Origin of the sequence: Dechloromonas hortensis, from assembly GCF_009469765.1 — a bacterium.
GTDB lineage: Bacteria > Pseudomonadota > Gammaproteobacteria > Burkholderiales > Rhodocyclaceae > Azonexus > Azonexus hortensis.
In genome coordinates this window covers 26,674-47,708 of sequence record NZ_SSSQ01000016.1, presented here as the reverse complement: position 1 = coordinate 47,708, position 21,035 = coordinate 26,674, and the positions used below count along the sequence as shown (strand labels likewise).

Sequence of the window (21,035 nt, the reverse complement as noted above, 5' to 3'; positions counted from 1 at the left end):
GAGGAGCATCCATGTCATCCCCTGAAACAAGCACGGACGGCTTTGCGCTGTTCGGTAGCTGGCGGCCTGCGGACTACATCGAACAACGGGTAAAGCAGTACCAGGCGTGGTACGACAAGAAAGCCGTCACCGCCAAGAGCAGTTACCTGCGCATGCGCACCACCATCGTTCTGGGCGGCGTTCTGGTGCCGGTCATCGTCAACAGCGCCATTCCCTACAAAGACCTGATTGCCTCGGTGATCAGCCTGGCCGTTGCCGCCTTCGTCGCGCTGGAAAGCGTTTACCACTACCGCGAGCAGTGGAAGAATTACCGCTCGACCGAACAGTTTCTAAGTCGGGAGCAAGTTCTTTTTCTAACCGGCGAAGGCGGCTACAAGGAGTTCAAATCGGCGCCGGCGGCCTTTATCTATTTTGTCGAACGCTGCGAAGGGGCCATCGAAGCCGAAAATGCATCAACACTGAACGTCATGACACTGGCCCAGCAGGAAGCCAAGCCGGTGAAAACGAGTCAAGCACCGCCCCATATCTGAGCAGCCAGCTCACAGCCCATCCATTTCACACTACAGAGACCTTCTCGAACCAAGGACATGATGTACATCGGTGAACTTGCCAAACTGACCGGTGCATCGCGCAAGGCGATACACCATTACGAAGCGCTTGGTTTGATTCCGCAGCCCCCGCGCAAAGGGCGATATCGCATCTATCGTGCAACGGATGTCGATCTGGTTGCCATGATCAAGTGCGCGCAGTCGCTGGGTTTCAGCCTCAAGGAAATCGCCGGCGTCACATCGGCGGCAGCGCAGACCGGAACGCTGCCCGCCGAGATGGTGCTTGAGTTGATCGAGCGCAAGCGCCAGGCCTTGCGCCAAACGATCGACCGCGCCCTGGCCCATGATCGCCAGCTGGTTGCCTTGCAGGCGGATCTGCGGCACAACGCCGGGCTATGCTCGAGCGCCGCTTGACTCTGCCCTTAGGGGGAGACTTTATGCTTGTCGCTACCGAAACCCTGCCAGAACCTGACAAACATGAGCAAACGCATCTTGGTCATCCTCGGCCACCCGGCACGCGACAGTTTTTGCGCCGCCTTGGCCGATTCATATGTTGAAGGCGCCAAAGCGGCGGGAAACGAGCTTGAATCGATCGCCCTTGGCAATTTGAGTTTTGACCCGGTGCTGCACAATGGCTACGCCACGATTCAGGATCTCGAACCGGATCTGGTGGCGGCTCAGGCAGCAATTGCCCGGGCACAGCATATCGTTTTCATCTACCCCATCTGGTGGGGCGCGATGCCGGCCTTGCTCAAGGGGTTTATCGATCGTGTCTTTCTGCCGGGCTTTGCCTTCAAATATCGGGATGACTCGATTTTTTGGGATCGCCTGCTTGCCGGGCGCTCAGCGCAGCTTCTGGTGACGATGGACACGCCGCCCTGGTACTTTCGCTGGCTGTACCGGATGCCGGGGCACAATCAGATGAAACGCACAATTCTCGAATTCAGCGGTATCAAGCCCGTCAGCATTTCAAGTTTCGGGCCGATACGCGGCTCAAGCGAGCAGCAACGGAACAAATGGCTGGCCCGCGTCCATGCCTATGGCCGCCAGGCCTGAACGACGCCGCCCTCCCTCACCTTCTCGAACTTGCCAGTCCCAATGTCACTGAACCATCGCCCCGTAAATACGGCGGATATTCCTGTTATCTGCGCTTTTCCGCAAAGTGAAGACGAGTCGCTTTTCTTTTTCCCCAAGGCGACATTTCCACTGCCCCCCGCGCAACTGCAGGAAGCCATCGCCCAGCGCGCCGACGCAACGGTTGTCGAGCGCCGTGGTGAAGTTGTCGCCTTCGCCAACTTCTACCGCTGGGAAGCCGGCGGTAGTTGCGCCATCGGAAATGTCATCGTTGCGCCGACCGCCCGTGGCTGCGGCATTGGACGCTATCTTGTAGAGAAAATGATTGGGCTCGCCTTCGCAAAATATCAGGCCGCCGAAGTCACGGTGTCCTGCTTCAATCACAACACGGCGGGCTTGCTGCTTTATCCGAAGCTCGGCTTTCAGCCTTATGCGCTAGAAGAGCGGCAGGGCAAGCACGGAAAGCGCTTAGCACTGGTTCATATGCGCTTGCCACGACCGGCAGCAAGCAACGTCACCTTTTGAACAACGGAAACCCTACCCATGCCATACGTCAATATCCAGATCACCAAAGGCGCCAGTCGGGCGCAAAAAGCGCAGTTGGTCAAAGAGGTCACCGATTCGCTGGTGCGTGTACTCGGCAAAAAGCCGGAGCATACGCACATCGTCATTCAGGAAATCGATGAGGAAAACTGGGGATTTTCAGGCCTGCTGACCGACGACTGGAAAAAGCTATAGCACCCAGCGGACCGGATGCCTACAGGGGGCGCCACCCCCTGCCAGACAACAGTGTCTGTCATTTTCCCCATTTTCGCGGGGTCGACCGCCGGAGTCGGGGATTCCGCCGAATTTATTCCCCGACCACGTCCACACCGGCTGGCGGCGTGAATTTGAAGGTGGCGGCGGGTAGTGCCGGGTTGCGCTCAAGGCGGGAAAAGCGGATATGCGTCGTTTGCCCGAAGCTGTCCTGCAACTCCATCGCTTTCAGGTCGCTGCCGACCAGGCCGAGGCGGACTTTCTCGAAGCCGCTGTCGCCGGCCTTGGGCGTTGCCTCGACCCAGGTCATGCCCTCCGCCTCGCCGATTTCCTTCAGGCTGAAGTTCTTTTCCAGTTCGTTGCTGCCGGCCAGCAAGGCTGCCGGCGAACCGCTGACGGCCTGGCCGGCCTGGCGCACGGTCACTTGCTGCAACTCAGGGTCGTAGATCCAGATCTTTTCGCCGTCGCCGACCACCAGTTGCGGATAAGGCTTGAGGATTTCCCAGCGCAGCTTGCCCGGCCGGGAAATGGCGAGCAGGCCGGACGACAATTGCGGCTTGCGGCCGCTCTTGCTGATCACGCTCTGCGCGAACTCGGCTTTCAGCGTCCGCGTGCCCTGCAGAAACTGGTGCAGCTGATCGATGGCGCCCGCCTGGGCGAGCAACGGGAAAAGAGTGATTGCTGCGGTGGACAGCAGTTTTACGGCAAATTTCATTCGGCTTCCTTGCGGGCCAGCACTTCGCGGCCGCCACGGCCATCCATCGAGGAAACCAGGCCGGCCTTTTCCATGGCTTCAATCAGTCGCGCCGAACGGTTGTAACCGATGCGCAGGTGGCGCTGGACCAGCGAGATCGAGGCCCTTTTGTTCTTCAGCACGATGTCGACCGCCTGGTCGTAGAGCGGATCGGCTTCGGCATCGCCGCCGCCCTCGCCGCCGTCGCCACCCTCTTCGTCGTCACCGGCCGCCCCGTTGAGGATGTCCTCGACGTATTCCGGCGCCCCGGTTGCCTTCAGGTGTTCGACCACGCGATGCACTTCATCGTCGGAGACGAAGGCGCCATGGACGCGGGTCGGGTAGCCGGTCCCCGGCGCCAGATAGAGCATGTCACCCTGGCCAAGCAAGGCTTCGGCGCCCATCTGGTCGAGAATGGTCCGCGAGTCGATCTTGCTCGACACCTGGAAAGACAGGCGGGTCGGGATGTTGGCCTTGATCAGGCCGGTGATCACGTCCACGCTCGGGCGCTGCGTCGCCAGCACCAGGTGGATGCCCGAGGCGCGGGCCTTCTGGGCGAGACGGGCGATCTGTTCCTCGACCTTCTTGCCGACCACCATCATCAGGTCGGCCAACTCGTCGATGATGACGACGATGAACGGCATGGCCTTCAGCGGCTCGGGCGTTTCCGGCGTCAGCGACAGCGGATTCGGAATGTGTTCGCCGCGCTTTTCGGCATCGCGGATCTTGGTGTTGAGACCGGCGATGTTGCGTACGCCCATCGCCGACATCAGCTTGTAACGCTTTTCCATCTCGGTGACGCACCAGTGCAGCGCGTTGGCCGCCTGCTTCATGTCGGTGACGACCGGCGCCAGCAAATGCGGAATACCTTCGTAGATCGACAGTTCGAGCATTTTCGGGTCGACCATGATCAGCCGGACATGCTCCGGCTCGGACTTGTAGAGCATCGACAAAATCATCGCATTGACGCCGACCGACTTGCCGGAACCGGTTGTCCCGGCAACCAGCAGGTGCGGCGTCTTAGCCAGATCGGCGACTACCGGCAGGCCGCCGATGTCCTTGCCGAGGCAGACGGTCAGCGGGCTGGTCATGTCGTTGTACGGCTTGCTGGAGATGATTTCGGACAGCTTCACCGTCTGCCGCTTCGGGTTGGGCAACTCCAGCGCCATGCACGACTTGCCGGGCACCGTTTCGACGACGCGGATCGAGACCATGGCCAGCGCCCGCGCCAGGTCGCGCGCCAGATTGACGATCTGGGCGCCCTTGACGCCGACCGCCGGCTCGATTTCGTAACGGGTGATGACCGGCCCCGGCATTGCTGCCAGCACCTTGACCTGGACGCCGAAGTCGGCCAGCTTGCGCTCGATCAGCCGCGACGTGTATTCCAGCGTTTCGGCGCTCACCGTCTCGGTCACCGGTGGTGCCGGGTCGAGCAGATGCAGCGGCGGCAACTGGCCGCCGACGATCGCCTCGGGGAACAGCGCGACCTGCTTCTCGCGCTCGATCCGCGCCTCGGCCTTCTTGGAAACGGGAATTTCCGGCTTCGGCGTTTCGATGATGATCGGTTCGTGCTGTTCGACGCGGCGCTTTTCTTCCTCGACGACCACCTCGCGCTGCTGCGCCACTTCCTTGCCGATCTGCCGGTCACGCCAGGTATCGACCCGGCCATAGAAGAAGCCGGTGGCAGTTTCCAGGAAAGCACCCAGGCGCTCGAAAGCCCACAGCCAGGACATGCCGGAAAACACGCTCCAGCCCGCCGCCATCGCCGCCAGCAGGAACATGGTGGCGCCGGTGTAGCCCAGTTGTCGGGCCAGAAGGCCGCTCATCTCGACCCCCAGGATACCGCCCGGACCAAGCGGCAAAGCCGCCTTGAGACTGTAGAAACGCAGCGCTTCGAGCGCCGAACTGGCCACCAGCAAAAAGACGAAACCGGCCAGCGCAATAAACAGCGGGCGACGGTCCTCCGCCCCCCAGGTATGCAGGCGACGCACGCCCCACCAGACGAACATGCCGAGCAGCACGATCCACCACCAGGCGGAAAGGCCGAAAATGTAGAGCATCAGATCGGCAATCCACGCCCCGGCGCGACCGGCCGGGTTATGCAGGCTCTGCCCGACAACGGCGTGCGACCAGCCCGGGTCTTCCTTGTTGAAGCCCCACAGCGCCATGCAGAGAAACAGCGCAATGGCGCCGACGCCCAGCCATCGGGATTCCTGCAACAACGCACCAATTTTTTCCGGCAGCGGGCTCGGCGTACTGCGATCGATCGTCCGTGCCATGCTCAGGCTCCGAGAATGACCACCAGGTCACCTTCACAACAAATATAGGCACTCAATTCCAGATCTCTCATCACCTTGCTGACCATTTCGCGCGACGCACCAATCATCCGCGCCATGTCCTGCTTGGATATCTTTTTACGGACGACACGGCGACCGTCCACTTCCTCAGAGAGGTCAAGCAGCAAGCGGGCGACACGACCATAAACATCGAGCAGCGCCAGGCTCTCGATCTTGCGGTCGGCCTCGCGCAAGCGGCGGACCAGGCTCTGCATCAACTTCTGCGCCACCTGAAAATTGTCCTGCATGCAACGCTGGAAGGCATCCTTGCTCAGGCAGAGCAGTTCGCAGGCCTCGCTGGCGACGACGCTGGCCGAGCGCGGGCTGCCGTCGATCAAGCCCATTTCACCGAAAAACTCGCCGGGGCCCAGCCAGGCGAGAATGATCTCGCGCCCCTCTTCGTCGCTATTGGTGACCTTGGCCCGACCGCTGAGCAGGATATAAAGCGAATCCGTATCGTCGCCGGCGCGGACGACGAAGGCGCCGCGCTCGACGCGTTTTCGGCCCGAAACCTTGGAGAGTTTCTCCAGTTCAACCTCATTCAGCCCGGCAAACAACGGCACATTGCGCAGGACAACCAGACTCAAGCCGAAATTGGTAGCGGACATAAATCATTTTCCGTTCATATAGTTACGCAACGATTATAAACTGCTTTCCCAAACAACATAGGAACTCGGGAAAAATCTGTGGCTCTGAGAAGGCTATAATTTTCCGTTCGACAACCCAAGAGGATGACCATGTCCCAACCCGCCCGCCACAGTCCCCTGATTATTCTCGGTTCCGGTCCTGCCGGTTACACCGCGGCCGTCTATGCCGCCCGCGCCAACCTGAAACCCGTGCTGATCACCGGCATGGCCCAAGGTGGCCAATTGATGACCACGACCGACGTCGACAACTGGCCGGCCGATGCCGACGGCGTCCAGGGCCCGGAACTGATGGCCCGTTTCGAAGCCCACGCCCGCCGCTTCGACACCGAAATTCTGTTCGACCACATCCACACAGCGAAGCTGACCGAGAAGCCCTTCACGCTGATCGGCGATGCCGGCACCTACACCTGCGACGCCCTGATCATCGCCACCGGCGCCTCCGCAATGTACCTCGGCCTGCCTTCCGAAGAAGCCTTCGCCGGCAAGGGCGTCTCGGCCTGCGCCACCTGTGACGGCTTCTTCTACCGCAACAAGCCGGTCGCCGTCGTCGGCGGTGGCGACACCGCCGTCGAGGAAGCACTTTACCTCGCCAACATCGCCAGCCATGTAACGCTTATTCACCGTCGCGACAAGTTCCGCGCCGAGAAGATCATGCAGGACAAGCTGTTCGAAAAGGAAAAGGCCGGCAAGATCACCATTCTCTACAACAATGCCGTGGACGAAGTACTCGGCGATGACTCCGGCGTCACCGGCCTGCGCATCAAGAATACGCAAACCGGCGCCACGCAGAACCTGGAAGTGCATGGCGTCTTCATCGCCATCGGCCACAAGCCGAATACCGACATGTTCGTCGGCCAGCTGGAAATGGATGGCGGCTACCTGATCACCGAGGCCGGTCTCAAAGGCAATGCGACGCAAACCAGCATCCCCGGGGTTTTTGCCGCCGGCGACGTCGCCGACCAGATCTACAAGCAGGCCTGCATCTCGGCCGGCACCGGTTGCATGGCGGCGCTCGATGCCGAGCGTTACCTCGACCAGCTCAGCTAAGCCCCGACCGGCTTGATCGACCCGGAAGACCTTGCCGCCTTCCACGCGGCGGTAGCGGACATTGCGCCGCTGCCGCCGGTCAACCGCGTCCATTTGCCGAAAACCAAGCCCCGGCGCGTCACCCCGCCGGCACCACAGGCTCCGGCAAAACCGGAACGACCGAAGCCGCACGCCGAACCTGCCCTACCGACCAACTGGCAGGCCGCATCTGCCAAGCCGCCAGCCGCCCTGCCGAGCGACCCGGAGCAGGCGGCCTTTCAGCTGGCGATGTCGGGCGTCCAGCCCCTGCCCGCCCCGAACCGGGTGCATCTCGGCGGCCCGTTGCCGGCGCCGCGCCCGCAACAGTTCGTGGCCGACGAGCAAGCGGCGCTGCACGAAAGCCTGCACGGCCCGATCGGCCTGCAAGACCGCCTGGAGGGCGGCGACGAGCCGAACTATCTGCGCTCGGGCCTGGCCGGCACCGTCCTCAAGGATCTGCGCCGCGGGCGCTGGGTAATTCAGGAAGAACTGGACCTGCACGGCCTCAATCGCGACGAAGCACGCCAGCTGCTCGGCGGCTTCCTGGCCGAATGCCTGCACCACGGCAAGCGCTGTGTCCGCATCATTCACGGCAAGGGGCATGGCTCGCCCCAGAAGCTCTCCATCCTGCGTCAACTGGTCCGTGGCTGGCTGATGCAGCGTATCGAAATCCTCGCTTTTTGCCAGGCCCGCCCGCAGGATGGTGGCGAGGGTGCCTTGATCGCGCTGTTGCGCTCCAGCAAAAAATAAAAAGGGCGACCGCAGTCGCCCTTTTCCGGTCGCAAGCAGCAGCGCTTAGATGGCGGCTTCGTTGGTTTCGCCGGTACGGATACGCACGACCTGCTCGACCGCCATCACGAAGATCTTGCCGTCGCCGATCTTGCCGGTCCGGGCGGCCTTGATGATGGCATCGATCGCGGCATCGACATTCTCGGTGGCAACGACGATTTCGATTTTCACCTTGGGCAGGAAGTCGACGACATACTCGGCGCCACGATACAGCTCGGTGTGGCCTTTCTGACGGCCAAAGCCCTTGACCTCGGTCACGGTCAGGCCTGTGATCCCCACTTCCGACAGCGCTTCACGCACTTCGTCAAGTTTGAAGGGCTTGATGACGGCTTCGATTTTTTTCATGGTCTGTTTCCTCGGGAAGTCAGTTTCTTAGAATTCGTCTTGATAACGATTGGTAATAGGGTAACGCCAATCCTTGCCGAAACCGCGCGGCGTGATGCGGATTCCGACCGGCGACTGCCGGCGCTTGTATTCGGCGATCCGCAACAGGCGCACGACGCGGCGCACGTCGGCCTCCGGCAAGCCGGCGGCGATGATCTCGCGCGGACTGCGATCCTCTTCCATATAGGCGCGGACGATGGCGTCGAGCACCTCGTAGGGCGGCAGGGAATCCTGGTCGGTTTGGTCCGGCTTCAGTTCGGCCGAGGGCGGCCGGACGATGATGTTCTCGGGAATGACCGGGCCGGCATCGCCGCACAGCGTATTGCGGTAGCGCGACAGGCGGTAAACCAGCGTCTTGTAGACATCCTTGATCACCGCGAAGCCGCCGGCCATGTCGCCATAAAGCGTGCAGTAGCCGACCGCCATTTCCGACTTGTTGCCGGTGGTCAGCACCAGCGCGCCGGTCTTGTTGGAGAGCGCCATCAAAATGTTGCCGCGAATGCGCGCCTGGATGTTCTCTTCCGTGGTGTCGGCCGGCAAGCCGGCGAACAGGGGGTCGAGCAGGACGGCATAGGTCTGCATGGCCGGCGCGATGGCGATTTCGTCGTAACGCACGCCCAGTTTCTCGATCATCGCACGCGAATCATCGAGGCTCATCTGGGCGGTATACGGCGACGGCATCATCACGGCCCGCACTTTGTCGGCCCCCAGCGCGTCGACCGCGACGCACAGCGTCAAGGCCGAGTCGATGCCGCCGGATAGGCCGATGATGGCGCCCTTGAAGCCGCTCTTGCCGATGTAGTCGCGCACTCCCAGCACCAGGGCCTGGTAGGCTTCGGCCTCGATCGACAACTCGGCCGCCATGTCCGCCGACTGTAAATTGCCGGCCGTGAAATCGACGATACCGAGCGCTTCCTCGAATTGCGGCAGGCGCATCCGGCAAACTTTGTGCGCATCGAGGGCGAAAGAAGCGCCGTCAAAAACCAGCTCATCCTGGCCGCCAACCAGATTGGCGTAGACGGCCGGCACCCCGGTCGCCTCGATCCGCTCGCCGAGCACCTGGGCCCGCTGCTGGTGTTTTTCCAGATGGCAGGGCGAGGCATTGAGCACCAGCATCAACTCGGCGCCAGCCGTGCAGGCCAGTTCGAAAGCACCCGGCTCCCAGATATCGGCGCAAATATTGATGCCGCAACGAACGCCAGCGATAGTGACGACACAGGCTTCGCTGCCAGCTTCGAAATAGCGCTGTTCGTCGAACACTTCGTAGTTGGGCAGGCGAATCTTGCGGTAGACCGCCTTTTTCTGGCCATTTTCAATGACCATGGCCGCGTTGTAGCAGCGGCCTTCGCTTTCTTCCGGGTAGCCGACGATGAGGACAATGCCCTCGACCCGGCTCACCAGATCATCCAGTGCCTGGCGGCAGGCCCGATAGAAATCGGGACGCAGCAACAGGTCTTCCGGCGGATAACCGCAGAGCGACAACTCAGGCGTCAACAACACCTGGGCGCCGCGGGCCTTGGCCTGTGCAGCACACTTCAAGATACGTTCGACGTTGCCCGTCAGGTCACCGACGGTGGCGTTGAACTGGGCAACGGCGATTCGCATCATACTGACGGCGTCTTACTTGGCTTCGGCCTGATAACGGGCAACGCCTTCCATGATTTCATTCTTGGCGGCATCAATACCCTGCCAGCCAACGATCTTGACCCACTTGCCCTTCTCCAGATCCTTGTAGTGGGAGAAGAAGTGGGCGATCTGGTCGCGCAGCAGTTGCGGGATGTCTTCGTAGGTCTTGGCGTCCTTGTAGAGCGGGGTCAGCTTGTCGACCGGCACGGCCAGCAGCTTGGCATCCTGACCGCCCTCGTCTTCCATGGCCAGCATGCCGAGCGGGCGGCAACGCACGACAACGCCCGGCGGCAGGCCGAACGGGGTAACGACCAGCACATCGACCGGGTCGCCGTCACCGGCGATGGTGTTGTTGATGTAGCCGTAGTTGCACGGATAGTGCATCGCGGTACCCATGAAACGATCGACGAAAATTGCGCCGGATTCCTTGTCGACTTCGTACTTGACGGGGTCGGCGTGGGCGGTAATTTCGATGATGACGTTGAAGTCGTCGGGGAGGGACTTGCCGGAAGGAACGTTGTTAAGAGCCATCGTAATCTCTCTGCGTTTAGGTTTTGAGAACTTGTGATTATAACGCTGTGCTAAGCACTGTCAGTGCCAGGCGGCGAGAAACTCTTGCCAGTGCGGCGCGCCGATCTTGGCGAGTTGCGCCTTGACGAAGTCGATTTCCGCCCCCTCCTCGGCCGCCGTCAGTTCGCCGCGCAGGCGACGAAAGCGGTTATAGACGAGATAGGTGTTGATGACATCGGTTTCGCAATAGTCGCGAATTTCGGCGCTCTTGCCGGCCTGCCAGGCTTCCCAGACCTTGCCGCCATCCATGCCGAGCTTCCCGGGAAAACCGTAGAGCTTGGCCAGGTCGTCGAGCGGCGCGTTGGCGCGCGGGTTGTAGAGGGCGAGCAGGTCCATCAGGTCGAGATGGCGCATGTGGTAGCGACTGATGTAGTTGTTCCACTTGAAATCACGCGAATCGGCGTAGTCGCCATCGCCCAGATCCCAGTAGCGCGGCGCGCTGACGCCATGCAGCATGCCGCGATAGTGCAGCACCGGCAGATCGAAGCCGCTACCGTTCCAGGAAACGATCTGCGGCGTGAATTTCTCGATGCCGTCGAAGAAGCGCTGGATGATCTCACCCTCGCCCTGCTCCGGCTCGGCCAGCGACCAGACCTTGAGGCCTTCACTGGTGCGCAGCACGCAGGAGATGGAGACGACTCGCTGCAGGTGCAACTGCAGGAAATCGTTGCCGGTCTTGGCCCGCCGTTGCTGGAAGGCGAGCTCGGCGACCTCGTCGTCGGAAAGCTCGCCGGGCAGATCGTTCAGGCGGCGCAGGCCGGCGACATCGGGAATTGTCTCGATGTCGAAGACGAGAACCGGTTTCATGCCGGAAAAACGCCGGTGGACAGGTAGCGGTCGCCCCGGTCGCAAATAATACTGACGATCACCGCATTTTCCAGCGTCTGCGACAGGCGCAACGCGACGGCCAACGCTCCGCCCGAGGAAATGCCGGCAAAGATGCCCTCTTCCATCGCCAGACGACGCGTCATCGCCTCGGCATCGGCCTGGCTGACGTATTCGATGCGGTCGACGTTGGTTTTGTCGTAAATCTTCGGCAGATAGGCTTCCGGCCATTTGCGGATACCGGGAATCTGACTGCCCTCTTCCGGCTGGCAGCCAACGATCTGGATCGCCGGATTCTGCCCCTTCAGGTAGGCCGAGGTGCCCATGATGGTGCCGGTCGTGCCCATGCTGGAGACGAAGTGCGTCACCTTGCCTTCGGTGTCGCGCCAGATTTCCGGGCCGGTGCCTTCGAGGTGGGCGAGCGGATTGTCCGGGTTGCCGAACTGGTCGAGGATGATGCCCTTGCCTTCGTCGCGCATCTTGTCGGCGACATCGCGCGCCAGTTCCATGCCGCCATCCTTGGGGGTCAGCACCAGCTCGGCGCCGTAGGCGCGCATGCTCTGCCGGCGCTCGATGCTCTGGTTTTCCGGCATGACCAAGATCATCCGGTAGCCCTTGATCGCCGCCGCCATCGCCAACGCGATGCCGGTATTGCCGGAGGTCGCCTCAATCAGCGTATCGCCCGGCTTGATGTCGCCGCGGGCCTCGGCATGGACGATCATCGACAGGGCAGGCCGGTCCTTGACCGAACCAGCCGGATTGTTGCCTTCCAGCTTGGCGAGGATGACGTTGTTGCGCTTGTCGTTCTCCGCCCCCGGAATACGCACCAGGCGTACCAGCGGGGTGTTGCCGACAAAATCCTGCAGGGTTTTATACATTTTTATGGAGCCACTCGATGTATTGGGAGACGCCCTCCTCAACCGTCGCCATCGGAGCATCGTAGCCGGCAGCGCGCAAGCGGGTCAGATCGCCCTGCGTGAATGCCTGGTACTTGCCCTTCAAGGCCTCGGGGAAAGCGACATACTCGAGCAAACCCTGTGCCCGCAGTTCGTCCAGCGTCAGCGGCGCCTCGCTTTTTGCCTTGCGGCAGCCGTTGACCGCAGCAACCGCCACATCATTGAAACTCTGGGCCCGACCGGAGCCTAGATTGAAGATGCCGGACTTTTCCGGATGGTCGAGGAAGAACAGATTGACCTTGGCGACATCGCCAACAAAGACGAAATCTCGCATCTGGCCGCCGTTCTCGTAACCATGCGAGCCTTCGAACAGCTTGACCTTGCCGTCGGCCTTGAACTGGTTGTAGTTGTGGAAGGCGACCGAGGCCATCCGCCCCTTGTGCGTCTCGCGCGGGCCATAAACGTTGAAATAGCGGAAACCGACGATCTGCGACGACGGGCTCTGGGCCAGACGCTGGCGCACCACCTGATCGAACAGAAACTTGGAATAGCCGTAGACGTTGAGTGGGCCTTCGTACTGGCGCTCTTCCTTGAAGATATTGCTGCCGCCGTAGGTCGCCGCGCTGGAAGCATAGAGCAACTGGACGTCCTGATCCTGACACCAGTCGAGCAGGATCATGGAGTAACGGTAGTTGTTCTCCATCATGTAGCGGCCATCGGTCTCCATGGTGTCGGAGCAAGCACCCTCATGGAAGATCGCTTCGATCTCGCCATCGAAATGGCCGGCCTGGATGCGCTCGATGAAATCCTGCTTGTCGAGGTAATCGGCGATTTCGCAGTCGATCAGGTTCTTGAACTTGTCGGCCTTGGTCAGGTTATCGACCGCGATGATCTTGGTGACGCCGCGCTCGTTGAGGGCCTTGACGATATTCGAACCAATGAAGCCGGCAGCGCCGGTAACGACTGTGTACATATTTATTCCTTACAGAGCTGCTGCGAGTTCTTGGCGGGTAACAACAGCGGTCCCCAGCTTGCCAACCACGATGCCTGCCGCCACATTGGCGACACGAATGGCTTCGGCCCAGTCAGCACCGGCCGCAATCATCACAGCCAGCGTTGCGATCACCGTATCGCCGGCCCCGGAAACATCGAACACTTCCCGAGCCTGGGCCGCCTGATGATGCGTTTCACCATCGGCAAACAGGGTCATGCCTTCTTCACTGCGCGTCACCAGCAAGGCTTCGAGACCGAGATCGGCGCGGAGTTTCTGCGACTTGGCGATCAGGTCGGCTTCCGAAGACCAACGACCAACCACTTCGCGCAATTCGGAGCGGTTCGGAGTAATTACCGTCGCACCGGCATACTTTTCCCACTCATCGCCCTTCGGATCGACCAGCACCGGCTTGGCTGCGGCTCGGGCGATGCGGATCATCTCGGCGATATGGGTCAGGCCGCCCTTGCCGTAATCCGACAGGATCACGACATCAGCATCGGCCACCCGGCGCTCAAAATCGGCCAGCTTGGCCTGCAGGATTTCATGCGACGGCGGCGTTTCGAAGTCAATACGCAGCAATTGCTGCTGACGGCCGATGACGCGCAACTTGACGATGGTGTCGATATCGCGATCGACATGCAGGCCGGCATCGATCAGGCCTTCTTCGAGCAGGCGGCCGAGCGAACGCCCGGCATCGTCATCGCCGACCACCGACAGTAGCGCCGTCGTCGCACCGAGCGAGGCCGCATTGCGGGCGACATTGGCAGCACCGCCCAGACGCTCCTCCTGGCGCTCGACCTTGACCACCGGCACCGGCGCTTCCGGCGAAATCCGGTTGACCTCGCCGAACCAGTAACGATCGAGCATCACATCGCCCACCACGAGCAGGCGAACCTGCGAAACTTTTTCCAGCATGCTGCCTACCGTCAATTAACGTCCGATTGCGAAATATTCGATGCCCAGTCCACGTACCAGCTTGGGATCGTAGAGGTTGCGCCCGTCGAAGATCACCGGGTTCTTCAGGGTCTGCTTGATGGCATCGAAGTCCGGGCTGCGGAATTCCTTCCACTCGGTGACGATGACCAGTGCGTCAGCATTGTCGAGCGCCCCCATCGGGCTCTCGGCGTACATGAGACGTGCTTCATCGCCGAAGATGCGTTGCGTTTCGTGCATGGCGACCGGGTCGTAGGCAGTGACGGTGGCGCCGGCGGCGAACAGGTCGGCGATCAGTTCGCGGCTCGGCGCTTCACGCATGTCGTCGGTGTTGGGCTTGAAGGACAGGCCCCACAGCGCGAAGTGCTTGCCCTTGAGATCGCCGAAGCGGGCCTTGAGCTTGTTAGTCAGGACATGCTTTTGTGCGTCGTTGGCTTCTTCGACGGCGGTCAGCACCTTGAGGGTGATGTCAGCGTCGTCCTGGGCGGTGGCGATCAGGGCCTTGACGTCTTTCGGGAAGCAGGAGCCGCCGTAGCCGCAGCCCGGGTAGAGGAAGTGATAACCGATGCGCGGGTCGGAGCCGATGCCCTGGCGGACCATTTCGATGTCGGCGCCGAGCACTTCGGCCAGGTTGGCGAGTTCGTTCATGAAGCTGATGCGGGTGGCCAGCATGGCGTTGGCGGCGTACTTGGTCAGTTCGGCGCTCTTGACGTCGGTGATGATCAGACGTTCGTGGTTGCGCTGAAACGGGGCGTAGAGGGCGCGCATCAGGTGGATGGCCTGCTCTTCTTCGGCCCCGACGACGATGCGGTCGGGGCGCATGAAGTCTTCGACGGCGGCGCCTTCCTTGAGGAATTCCGGGTTGGAAACGACGCTGTAGGGGATGTCGACCGCCCGCTTCTGGAGTTCGTCGGCGATGGCGGCCTTGACCTTGGCGCCGGTGCCGACCGGGACGGTGCTCTTGTCGACGACGACCTTGTAGTCGGTCATCAGGCGGCCGATGTTGCGGGCGGCACCGAGCACGTACTGGAGGTCGGCCGAGCCGTCTTCGTCGGGCGGAGTGCCGACGGCGATGAACTGGATGGTGCCGTGGTGGACGGCCTTCTCGACATCGGTCGTGAAGCTCAGGCGGCCAGCAGCGACGTTGCGGCGAACCATTTCCTGCAGGCCCGGTTCGTAGATCGGGATGCCGCCTTCTTCGAGAATGCGGATCTTTTCCGGATCGACGTCCAGGCAGAGGACGTCGTTGCCGACTTCAGCGAGACAGGTACCACTTACCAGACCGACATAGCCGGTGCCGACGACGGTGATTTTCATGGATGCTTCCTACAGAGTTTGATCGAATTCTTCGCTACGGCGCGGCGGATAGGTTTCCCAGCCGCCACAGGCAGGACAGCGCCAGTAGAACTGGCGCGCCTTGAAACCGCAATTATCGCACCGATAGCGCGACAGGCGCTTGGTGTAGCCCTGGATGATGGTCTTGGCCAGCTCGACGTCGCCACGCACATCTGGCGGGGCTAACGGCAGGCGGGCACTCATCAGTTTCTCGAGACCAAGCAGGGTCGGATTGCGCTGCAATTCATCACGCACCAGGCGATAGGCAGACTCAGTCCCCTCACCCTCAAGAATCAACTGATAGACGACATCCAGCAGATCGAGCGACGGGTAGCGTTCGAGATAACCGCGCAACAAGGCAATGCCCTCATCGCGGCGCTCCAGCTTGCGATAGGTCTCGAGCAGGCGCTGGGCAACCAGGGCCAGATAGGCCGGATCCTGCTGCTCGATCCGCTGCCAGGCCTCAATGGCCGCTTCCGGCTTGCCTTCCTGAAGCAACAGGTCGCCCTGCAACAGACTGGCGCGGACACATTTCCGGTTCTGCTGGATAGCGGCTTCAATATATCCGCGCGCCGAGTCGGGCTTGGAGCGCATGATTTCATTGGCGGCCAACTCACAATAGAACTCTGCCACCTGCTGCTGCGTTACACCATCCGGCAATTCACCGGCAATTTCGATGGCCTTCAGCCATTCTTTCTCGACTTGGTAGATTTCCAGCAGGTTGCGCTTGGCCTCGAGTTCAAAAGCCGTTCCCCGCAGCTTGTTGAAAATCTCTTCGGCACGATCGAGCAAGCCGGCCTTCAGAAAATTCTGCCCGAGCTCGGAGAGTGCATGCAAACGCACCTCCTCTTCCAGATCGGGACGATCAATCAGGTTCTGATGCATGCGGATGGCACGCTCGGTTTCCCCGCGCCGGCGAAACAGATTACCGAGGGCAAAGTGGAGCTCGACCGTTTGCGAGTCGACCTTGGCGACCTCGAGAAAGGAGTCGATTGCCTTGTCCGGCTGTTCGTTGAGGAGGAAATTCAGCCCCTGGAAATAGGAGCGCGGCAAGGCGCGGGATTCATGCACCACCTGGCGCATGTCAACGCGGGCCGCCGCCCAGCCCAGCCCAAAAAACAAGGGAATGAGCAGCAACTGCCAGTATTCAAAAAGATCGTTCATGCGACCGGTGGAGGTTCCTGCGAAATGACGGACTGAGGTTTGTTGACCGCACGCTTCAGGCGCGCGATTTCCCGGCGCTGGCGATAGATCACGCCCAACAGCGAGAGCACACCGAGCATTGCACCGCCGACGAAAAAGGCAAGCAGCACGATAACCAGCGGTGCCTGCCAGGCCTGACCGAGGATGAAGTTCAGAACCACCGGATCGGTGTTCTGCACCGCAAAAACGACCAGAAAGGAAAAAATGATGAGCCGGATGGCCCAAGTCAGTGCTGTCATGACATTCAATAAAAAAGGGCAGTGAAATCATTCACTGCCCTGAATCTACCACATTGCGTCTGCTCAGCGGACTGTCAGATCGCCTGATCAACCCGCTCACGCAGTTCTTTGCCCGCCTTGAAGTGGGGAACCCACTTGGCAGGAACGCTGACCTTCTCCCCCGACTTGGGGTTACGACCGGTGCGTGGCGGCCGGTAGTTGAGCGCAAAGCTGCCGAATCCGCGGATCTCGATACGATCCCCACGCACAAGTGCGTCGGACATCGCATCGAGAATCATCTTGACCGCAAAATCAGCATCCTTCGCCACCAACTGCGGAAACCGCTCCGCCAGCCGGGCGATGAGCTCGGATTTGGTCATGCTTTATGCCTATCAGCCTTGCTGGTTGAGCTTGGCCTTCAGCAGGGCGCCCAGGTTGGTCGTACCGGAAGCAGCAGAATTCGACTCGGCAGAGAACTTCTGCATCGCTTCGTGCTGCTCGGCTTGATCCTTGGCCTTGACGGACAGGTTGATACCACGGGTCTTGCGATCCACGTTGATGATCATGACTTCAACCTCGTCACCCACCTTCAGGTGCTGCGACAGGTCGTCGATACGATCACGAGAGAACTCGGAAGCGCGCAGATAGCCTTCGTTCTCGCCATCCAGCGTCATCACGGCGCCGCGGGCATCAACCGTCTTGACGGTAGCGCGCACGATGCTGTTCTTTTCGTGGGTAGCGATGAAGTTGGTGTACGGGTCGCCTTCGAGCTGCTTGATGCCGAGGGAGATACGCTCCTTCTCGACGTCGATACCGAGCACGACGGCTTCAACTTCGTCACCCTTCTTGAAGTTGCGGATGGCTTCTTCGCCAGTGCTGCTCCAAGAGAGGTCGGACAGGTGAACCAGACCGTCGATGCCGCCAGGCAGACCGATGAAGATACCGAAGTCGGTGATCGACTTGATCGCACCGCGAACCTTGTCGCCCTTCTTCTGGTTCATCGCGAAATCATCCCACGGATTCGGCAGACACTGCTTCATACCGAGGGAGATACGACGACGCTCTTCGTCGATTTCGAGGATCATGACTTCAACTTCATCACCCAGGGAAACAACCTTGGAGGGATGAACGTTCTTGTTGGTCCAATCCATTTCGGAAACGTGAACCAGGCCTTCGATGCCTTGTTCGATTTCAACGAATGAACCGTAGTCGGTCAGGTTGGTAACCTTACCGAACAGGCGGGTACCAGCCGGGTAACGGCGGGCAATACCAACCCAGGGATCGTCGCCCAGTTGCTTCATACCCAAGGAGACGCGATTCTTCTCGGCGTCGAACTTGAGGATCTTGGCGGTAACTTCGTCGCCCACGGCCAGCACTTCGGACGGGTGACGGACGCGGCGCCAGGCCAGGTCGGTGATGTGCAGCAGGCCATCGATACCACCGAGATCGACGAATGCACCGTAATCGGTGATGTTCTTGACGATACCCTTGACGGTGGTGCCTTCCTTGAGGTTCTCAAGCAGCTTTTCGCGATCTTTGTCAGCGGTGGCTTCGAGGACGGCGCGACGGGACATGACCACGTTGTTGCGCTTGCGATCCAGCTTGATAACCTTGAATTCGAGGGTCTTGCCTTCGTACGGGGTGGTGTCCTTGACCGGACGCATGTCGACCAGCGAACCCGGCAGGAATGCACGGACGCCGTTGGACATGACGGTCAGGCCGCCCTTGACCTTGCCGGTGATGGTGCCGGTAACCAGGGTATTGTCGTTCAGGGCCTGCTCCAGGAAGTTCCAGGCAGCGATGCGCTTGGCGCGATCGCGCGACAGGCGGGTAGCGCCGTAGCCGTCTTCCAGCATCTCGATGGCAACCTGGACGAAATCGCCCACTTGCACTTCGAGTTCGCCCTGATCATTCAGGAATTCTTCGAGCGGAACATAGGATTCCGATTTCAGGCCGGCATTGACCACAACGAAGTTGTGATCGATGAGCACCACTTCTGCAGTGATAACTTCGCCTTGACGCATTTCCTGGCGAGCCAGGGATTCTTCAAATAGTTGAGCAAAAGATTCCATTGACGGAGAGAACTTTCATGCCGCGAATCGTGAAATTCACAGCGGGTTAGAGGTTTCAAACATATTGCCGACCATTGCAGCCGGCAACACCTTACTTCAACGCTTCCCTGCTCCACACCAGCACCTGATCCACCGCCTGTTCGATGGTGAGCCCGGTGGTATCGAGCAATTTGGCATCATGCTCCTGCCTGAGCGGAGCAACGCTGCGCTGCGAATCGCGCTCGTCACGTTGCTGAAGATCTAACAGAAGGTCCGCGAGATTAGCAGATAATCCTTTTTCGATCAACTGCTTATAACGGCGCTCGGCGCGCACTTCGGCACTCGCCGTCAGGAAGACCTTGAGCGGGGCATGCGGGAAGATGACCGAGCCCATGTCGCGGCCATCGCCGACCAAACCGGGTTTGGTATTGAAGGTACGCTGACGAAACAGCAAGGCCTCGCGCACCGCCGGCAAAGCCGCCACTTTCGAGGCCCCGGCCGACATTGCCTCGGTGCGGATCGCATCGCCGACCAGTTGCCCGCCCAAGCGAATTTCGTTCTCAAGGAACTCAACATCCAGCGCCGCAGCAATTGCCGCCACACGCTCTTCATCAGCCCAATCGACTCCCGCCCGTTGCGCCGCCAGCGCGGTCAACCGGTACAAGGCACCGGAATCGAGATAGGCAAAACCGAGCGCCGCCGCAACGCGTGCCGCCACCGTTCCCTTGCCGGAGGCCGAAGGGCCATCGATGGCAATCACCGGCGCAGCTTGAGTAACGCCAGCGAAACGCTCGAAGTAACCCGGGAAGGTCTTGGCCACACACTTCGGGTCATTGATACGCAATGGGGTGCCAAATGCCGCCAAGGAGAAACACATCGCCATCCGGTGATCGTCGTAAGTATCGATTGCAGCCGGCTTTAGTTCGACTGGCGTAACACGGATGAAATCCTCGCCTTCCTCAACCACCGCCCCCAACTTGCGCAACTCAATCGCCATGGCAGCGATGCGGTCGGTTTCCTTGACCCGCCAGCTAGCAATATTGCGCAGCGTGGTGGTACCCTTGGCGAACAACGCCGTCGTGGCCAGCGTCATCGCAGCGTCGGGAATGTGATTGCAATCAAAGTCGACCGCAGCAAGACCCGACTTGGGCGCCCGCGCCGCCATCCAATTTGGCCCCATCTCGATTTCGCCACCCATTTGTGCCAACGCTTCGGCGAAGCGGACGTCGCCCTGAATCGAGTCGCGACCAACCCCCTCGACACGAACCGGCCCACCACCGATGGCGCCCAGCGCGAGAAAATAGGATGCGGACGAAGCATCGCCCTCGACATAAACCGTGCCCGGCGAAACATAACGACTGCCGGCCGGCACCGTGAAACGCTGCCAACCCTCGCGCTGCACCTGCACACCAAAGCGCGCCATAATGGCCAATGTGATTTCAATGTAGGGCTTGGAAATCAGCTCCCCAATGACGTCGACCGTAGCAGTCTCGCCAGTTAGCGGCAGCGCCATCAGCAAGCCGGTCAGAAACTGACTGGAGACATCGCCACGCACCTGAACCGTGCCCCCGGCCCTGATCGTTGCAGACTTAAGGTGCAGCGGTGGAAAACCGTCGTTGGCCAAATAAGTGACATCCGCCCCCAACTGGCGCAGGCCATCGACCAGATCGCCAATCGGCCGCTCGTGCATCCGCGCCACCCCCTTCAGGATGTAGTCGCCACCCGCCAGCGCCAACGCCGCCGTTAGCGGCCGGAAGGCGGTGCCGGCATTGCCGAGAAACAACTCAGCCTGCCTGACCGGAAATTTCCCGTCACAACCCTTGATCCGCCAATCTTCCCCACCCAGCGCCTCAACACCGACGCCAAGCGCCTCAAGGGCGTCAAGCATGCGTTCGGTATCATCGGAAGCCAGCAAGTCGCGAACTTCGGTTTCACCATCAGCGAGCGCAGCCAGCAACAACACCCTGTTGGAAATGCTTTTTGAGCCAGGCAAGCGAACCGTGCCGCCGGCAGAGATCAACTGGGGAAGATCAAGGAATTCGATACTCAAGG

Annotated in this window: 23 protein-coding genes; 7 read left to right on the top strand and 16 right to left on the bottom strand. The window is 60.6% G+C overall.

All coding sequences use genetic code 11. The features are described 5' to 3' along the window. Positions 1-11 precede the first annotated feature (11 nt). The 5 genes from GH663_RS19070 (at position 12) to GH663_RS19050 (ending at position 2,360) form a co-directional block, all read left to right on the top strand. On the top strand, positions 12-530 hold the full coding sequence (locus tag GH663_RS19070; RefSeq protein WP_153133186.1) for a DUF4231 domain-containing protein: 519 nt from the start codon (positions 12-14) through the stop codon (positions 528-530). A gap of 57 nt (positions 531-587) precedes the next feature. Continuing rightward, positions 588-962 (top strand): MerR family transcriptional regulator, encoded by a 375-nt coding sequence (locus GH663_RS19065; protein ID WP_211371210.1) that lies wholly within the window; start codon positions 588-590, stop codon positions 960-962. 63 nt (positions 963-1,025) lie between these two features. Next, positions 1,026-1,604 carry an NAD(P)H-dependent oxidoreductase gene (locus GH663_RS19060; protein ID WP_066883526.1) on the top strand — a complete coding sequence of 193 codons (579 nt, stop codon included), beginning with the start codon at positions 1,026-1,028 and terminating at the stop codon, positions 1,602-1,604. Positions 1,605-1,646: 42 nt separating this feature from the next. Continuing rightward, on the top strand, positions 1,647-2,147 hold the full coding sequence (locus tag GH663_RS19055) for a GNAT family N-acetyltransferase (protein ID WP_153133185.1): 501 nt from the start codon (positions 1,647-1,649) through the stop codon (positions 2,145-2,147). 18 nt (positions 2,148-2,165) lie between these two features. Next, positions 2,166-2,360, top strand: a complete 195-nt coding sequence (locus GH663_RS19050; RefSeq protein WP_153133184.1) for a tautomerase family protein — start codon at positions 2,166-2,168, stop codon at positions 2,358-2,360. A gap of 112 nt (positions 2,361-2,472) precedes the next feature. On the opposite strand, the gene lolA is transcribed toward GH663_RS19050, so the two are convergent. From lolA to GH663_RS19035, 3 genes are read right to left on the bottom strand one after another with little or no spacing between them, the layout of a single operon-like run. After that, positions 2,473-3,093, bottom strand: coding sequence for an outer membrane lipoprotein periplasmic chaperone LolA (lolA, locus tag GH663_RS19045; protein ID WP_153133183.1), 621 nt, complete (start codon positions 3,091-3,093; stop codon positions 2,473-2,475). Beyond that, complete coding sequence (locus tag GH663_RS19040) at positions 3,090-5,390, bottom strand: DNA translocase FtsK (RefSeq protein ID WP_153133182.1); 2,301 nt, start codon at positions 5,388-5,390, stop codon at positions 3,090-3,092. Before GH663_RS19040 ends, lolA begins: the two co-directional genes overlap by 4 nt. Positions 5,391-5,392: 2 nt before the next feature. After that, positions 5,393-6,055: a Crp/Fnr family transcriptional regulator gene (locus tag GH663_RS19035; RefSeq protein ID WP_211371209.1), complete on the bottom strand. Its 663-nt coding sequence runs from the start codon at positions 6,053-6,055 to the stop codon at positions 5,393-5,395. A 129-nt stretch (positions 6,056-6,184) separates the two neighbouring features. Here GH663_RS19035 and trxB point away from each other — a divergent pair, with 129 nt between their 5' ends. Beyond that, positions 6,185-7,141: a thioredoxin-disulfide reductase gene (trxB, locus tag GH663_RS19030; protein WP_153133181.1), complete on the top strand. Its 957-nt coding sequence runs from the start codon at positions 6,185-6,187 to the stop codon at positions 7,139-7,141. Positions 7,142-7,153: 12 nt separating this feature from the next. After that, positions 7,154-7,909 carry a Smr/MutS family protein gene (locus GH663_RS19025; protein WP_246181646.1) on the top strand — a complete coding sequence of 252 codons (756 nt, stop codon included), beginning with the start codon at positions 7,154-7,156 and terminating at the stop codon, positions 7,907-7,909. Positions 7,910-7,954: 45 nt separating this feature from the next. On the opposite strand, the gene GH663_RS19020 is transcribed toward GH663_RS19025, so the two are convergent. The 13 genes from GH663_RS19020 to GH663_RS18960 form a co-directional block, all read right to left on the bottom strand. Beyond that, positions 7,955-8,293, bottom strand: coding sequence for a P-II family nitrogen regulator (locus tag GH663_RS19020; RefSeq protein WP_153133180.1), 339 nt, complete (start codon positions 8,291-8,293; stop codon positions 7,955-7,957). 27 nt (positions 8,294-8,320) lie between these two features. Then, complete coding sequence (locus tag GH663_RS19015) at positions 8,321-9,940, bottom strand: NAD+ synthase (RefSeq protein ID WP_153133179.1); 1,620 nt, start codon at positions 9,938-9,940, stop codon at positions 8,321-8,323. Between the two features lie 12 nt (positions 9,941-9,952). Continuing rightward, positions 9,953-10,489: an inorganic diphosphatase gene (gene ppa / locus GH663_RS19010; RefSeq protein ID WP_153133178.1), complete on the bottom strand. Its 537-nt coding sequence runs from the start codon at positions 10,487-10,489 to the stop codon at positions 9,953-9,955. Positions 10,490-10,549: 60 nt separating this feature from the next. After that, entirely contained in the window at positions 10,550-11,335 is a 786-nt protein-coding gene (locus GH663_RS19005) for a 3'-5' exonuclease (RefSeq protein WP_153133177.1), read from the bottom strand. Next, positions 11,332-12,231 carry a cysteine synthase CysM gene (cysM, locus tag GH663_RS19000; RefSeq protein ID WP_153133176.1) on the bottom strand — a complete coding sequence of 300 codons (900 nt, stop codon included), beginning with the start codon at positions 12,229-12,231 and terminating at the stop codon, positions 11,332-11,334. Before cysM ends, GH663_RS19005 begins: the two co-directional genes overlap by 4 nt. Then, complete coding sequence (gene rfaD / locus GH663_RS18995; RefSeq protein WP_153133175.1) at positions 12,224-13,222, bottom strand: ADP-glyceromanno-heptose 6-epimerase; 999 nt, start codon at positions 13,220-13,222, stop codon at positions 12,224-12,226. The genes cysM and rfaD overlap by 8 nt, the downstream gene beginning before the upstream one ends. Before the next feature lie 9 nt (positions 13,223-13,231). Then, on the bottom strand, positions 13,232-14,158 hold the full coding sequence (rfaE1, locus tag GH663_RS18990) for a D-glycero-beta-D-manno-heptose-7-phosphate kinase (protein ID WP_153133174.1): 927 nt from the start codon (positions 14,156-14,158) through the stop codon (positions 13,232-13,234). 15 nt (positions 14,159-14,173) lie between these two features. Then, positions 14,174-15,493: a UDP-glucose dehydrogenase family protein gene (locus GH663_RS18985; protein WP_153133173.1), complete on the bottom strand. Its 1,320-nt coding sequence runs from the start codon at positions 15,491-15,493 to the stop codon at positions 14,174-14,176. A gap of 9 nt (positions 15,494-15,502) precedes the next feature. After that, positions 15,503-16,675 (bottom strand): lipopolysaccharide assembly protein LapB, encoded by a 1,173-nt coding sequence (lapB, locus tag GH663_RS18980; RefSeq protein ID WP_153133172.1) that lies wholly within the window; start codon positions 16,673-16,675, stop codon positions 15,503-15,505. Next, the gene (locus GH663_RS18975) at positions 16,672-16,953 is read right to left on the bottom strand and encodes a LapA family protein (protein ID WP_170291459.1); all 282 of its coding nucleotides are present in this window, start codon (positions 16,951-16,953) and stop codon (positions 16,672-16,674) included. Before GH663_RS18975 ends, lapB begins: the two co-directional genes overlap by 4 nt. A 74-nt stretch (positions 16,954-17,027) precedes the next feature. Next, on the bottom strand, positions 17,028-17,312 hold the full coding sequence (locus tag GH663_RS18970) for an integration host factor subunit beta (protein WP_066883492.1): 285 nt from the start codon (positions 17,310-17,312) through the stop codon (positions 17,028-17,030). 12 nt (positions 17,313-17,324) lie between these two features. Next, positions 17,325-19,004, bottom strand: a complete 1,680-nt coding sequence (gene rpsA, locus GH663_RS18965) for a 30S ribosomal protein S1 (protein ID WP_066883490.1) — start codon at positions 19,002-19,004, stop codon at positions 17,325-17,327. A 91-nt stretch (positions 19,005-19,095) separates the two neighbouring features. After that, on the bottom strand, positions 19,096-21,027 hold the full coding sequence (locus tag GH663_RS18960) for a bifunctional 3-phosphoshikimate 1-carboxyvinyltransferase/cytidylate kinase (protein WP_153133217.1): 1,932 nt from the start codon (positions 21,025-21,027) through the stop codon (positions 19,096-19,098). Positions 21,028-21,035: the final 8 nt, after the last annotated feature.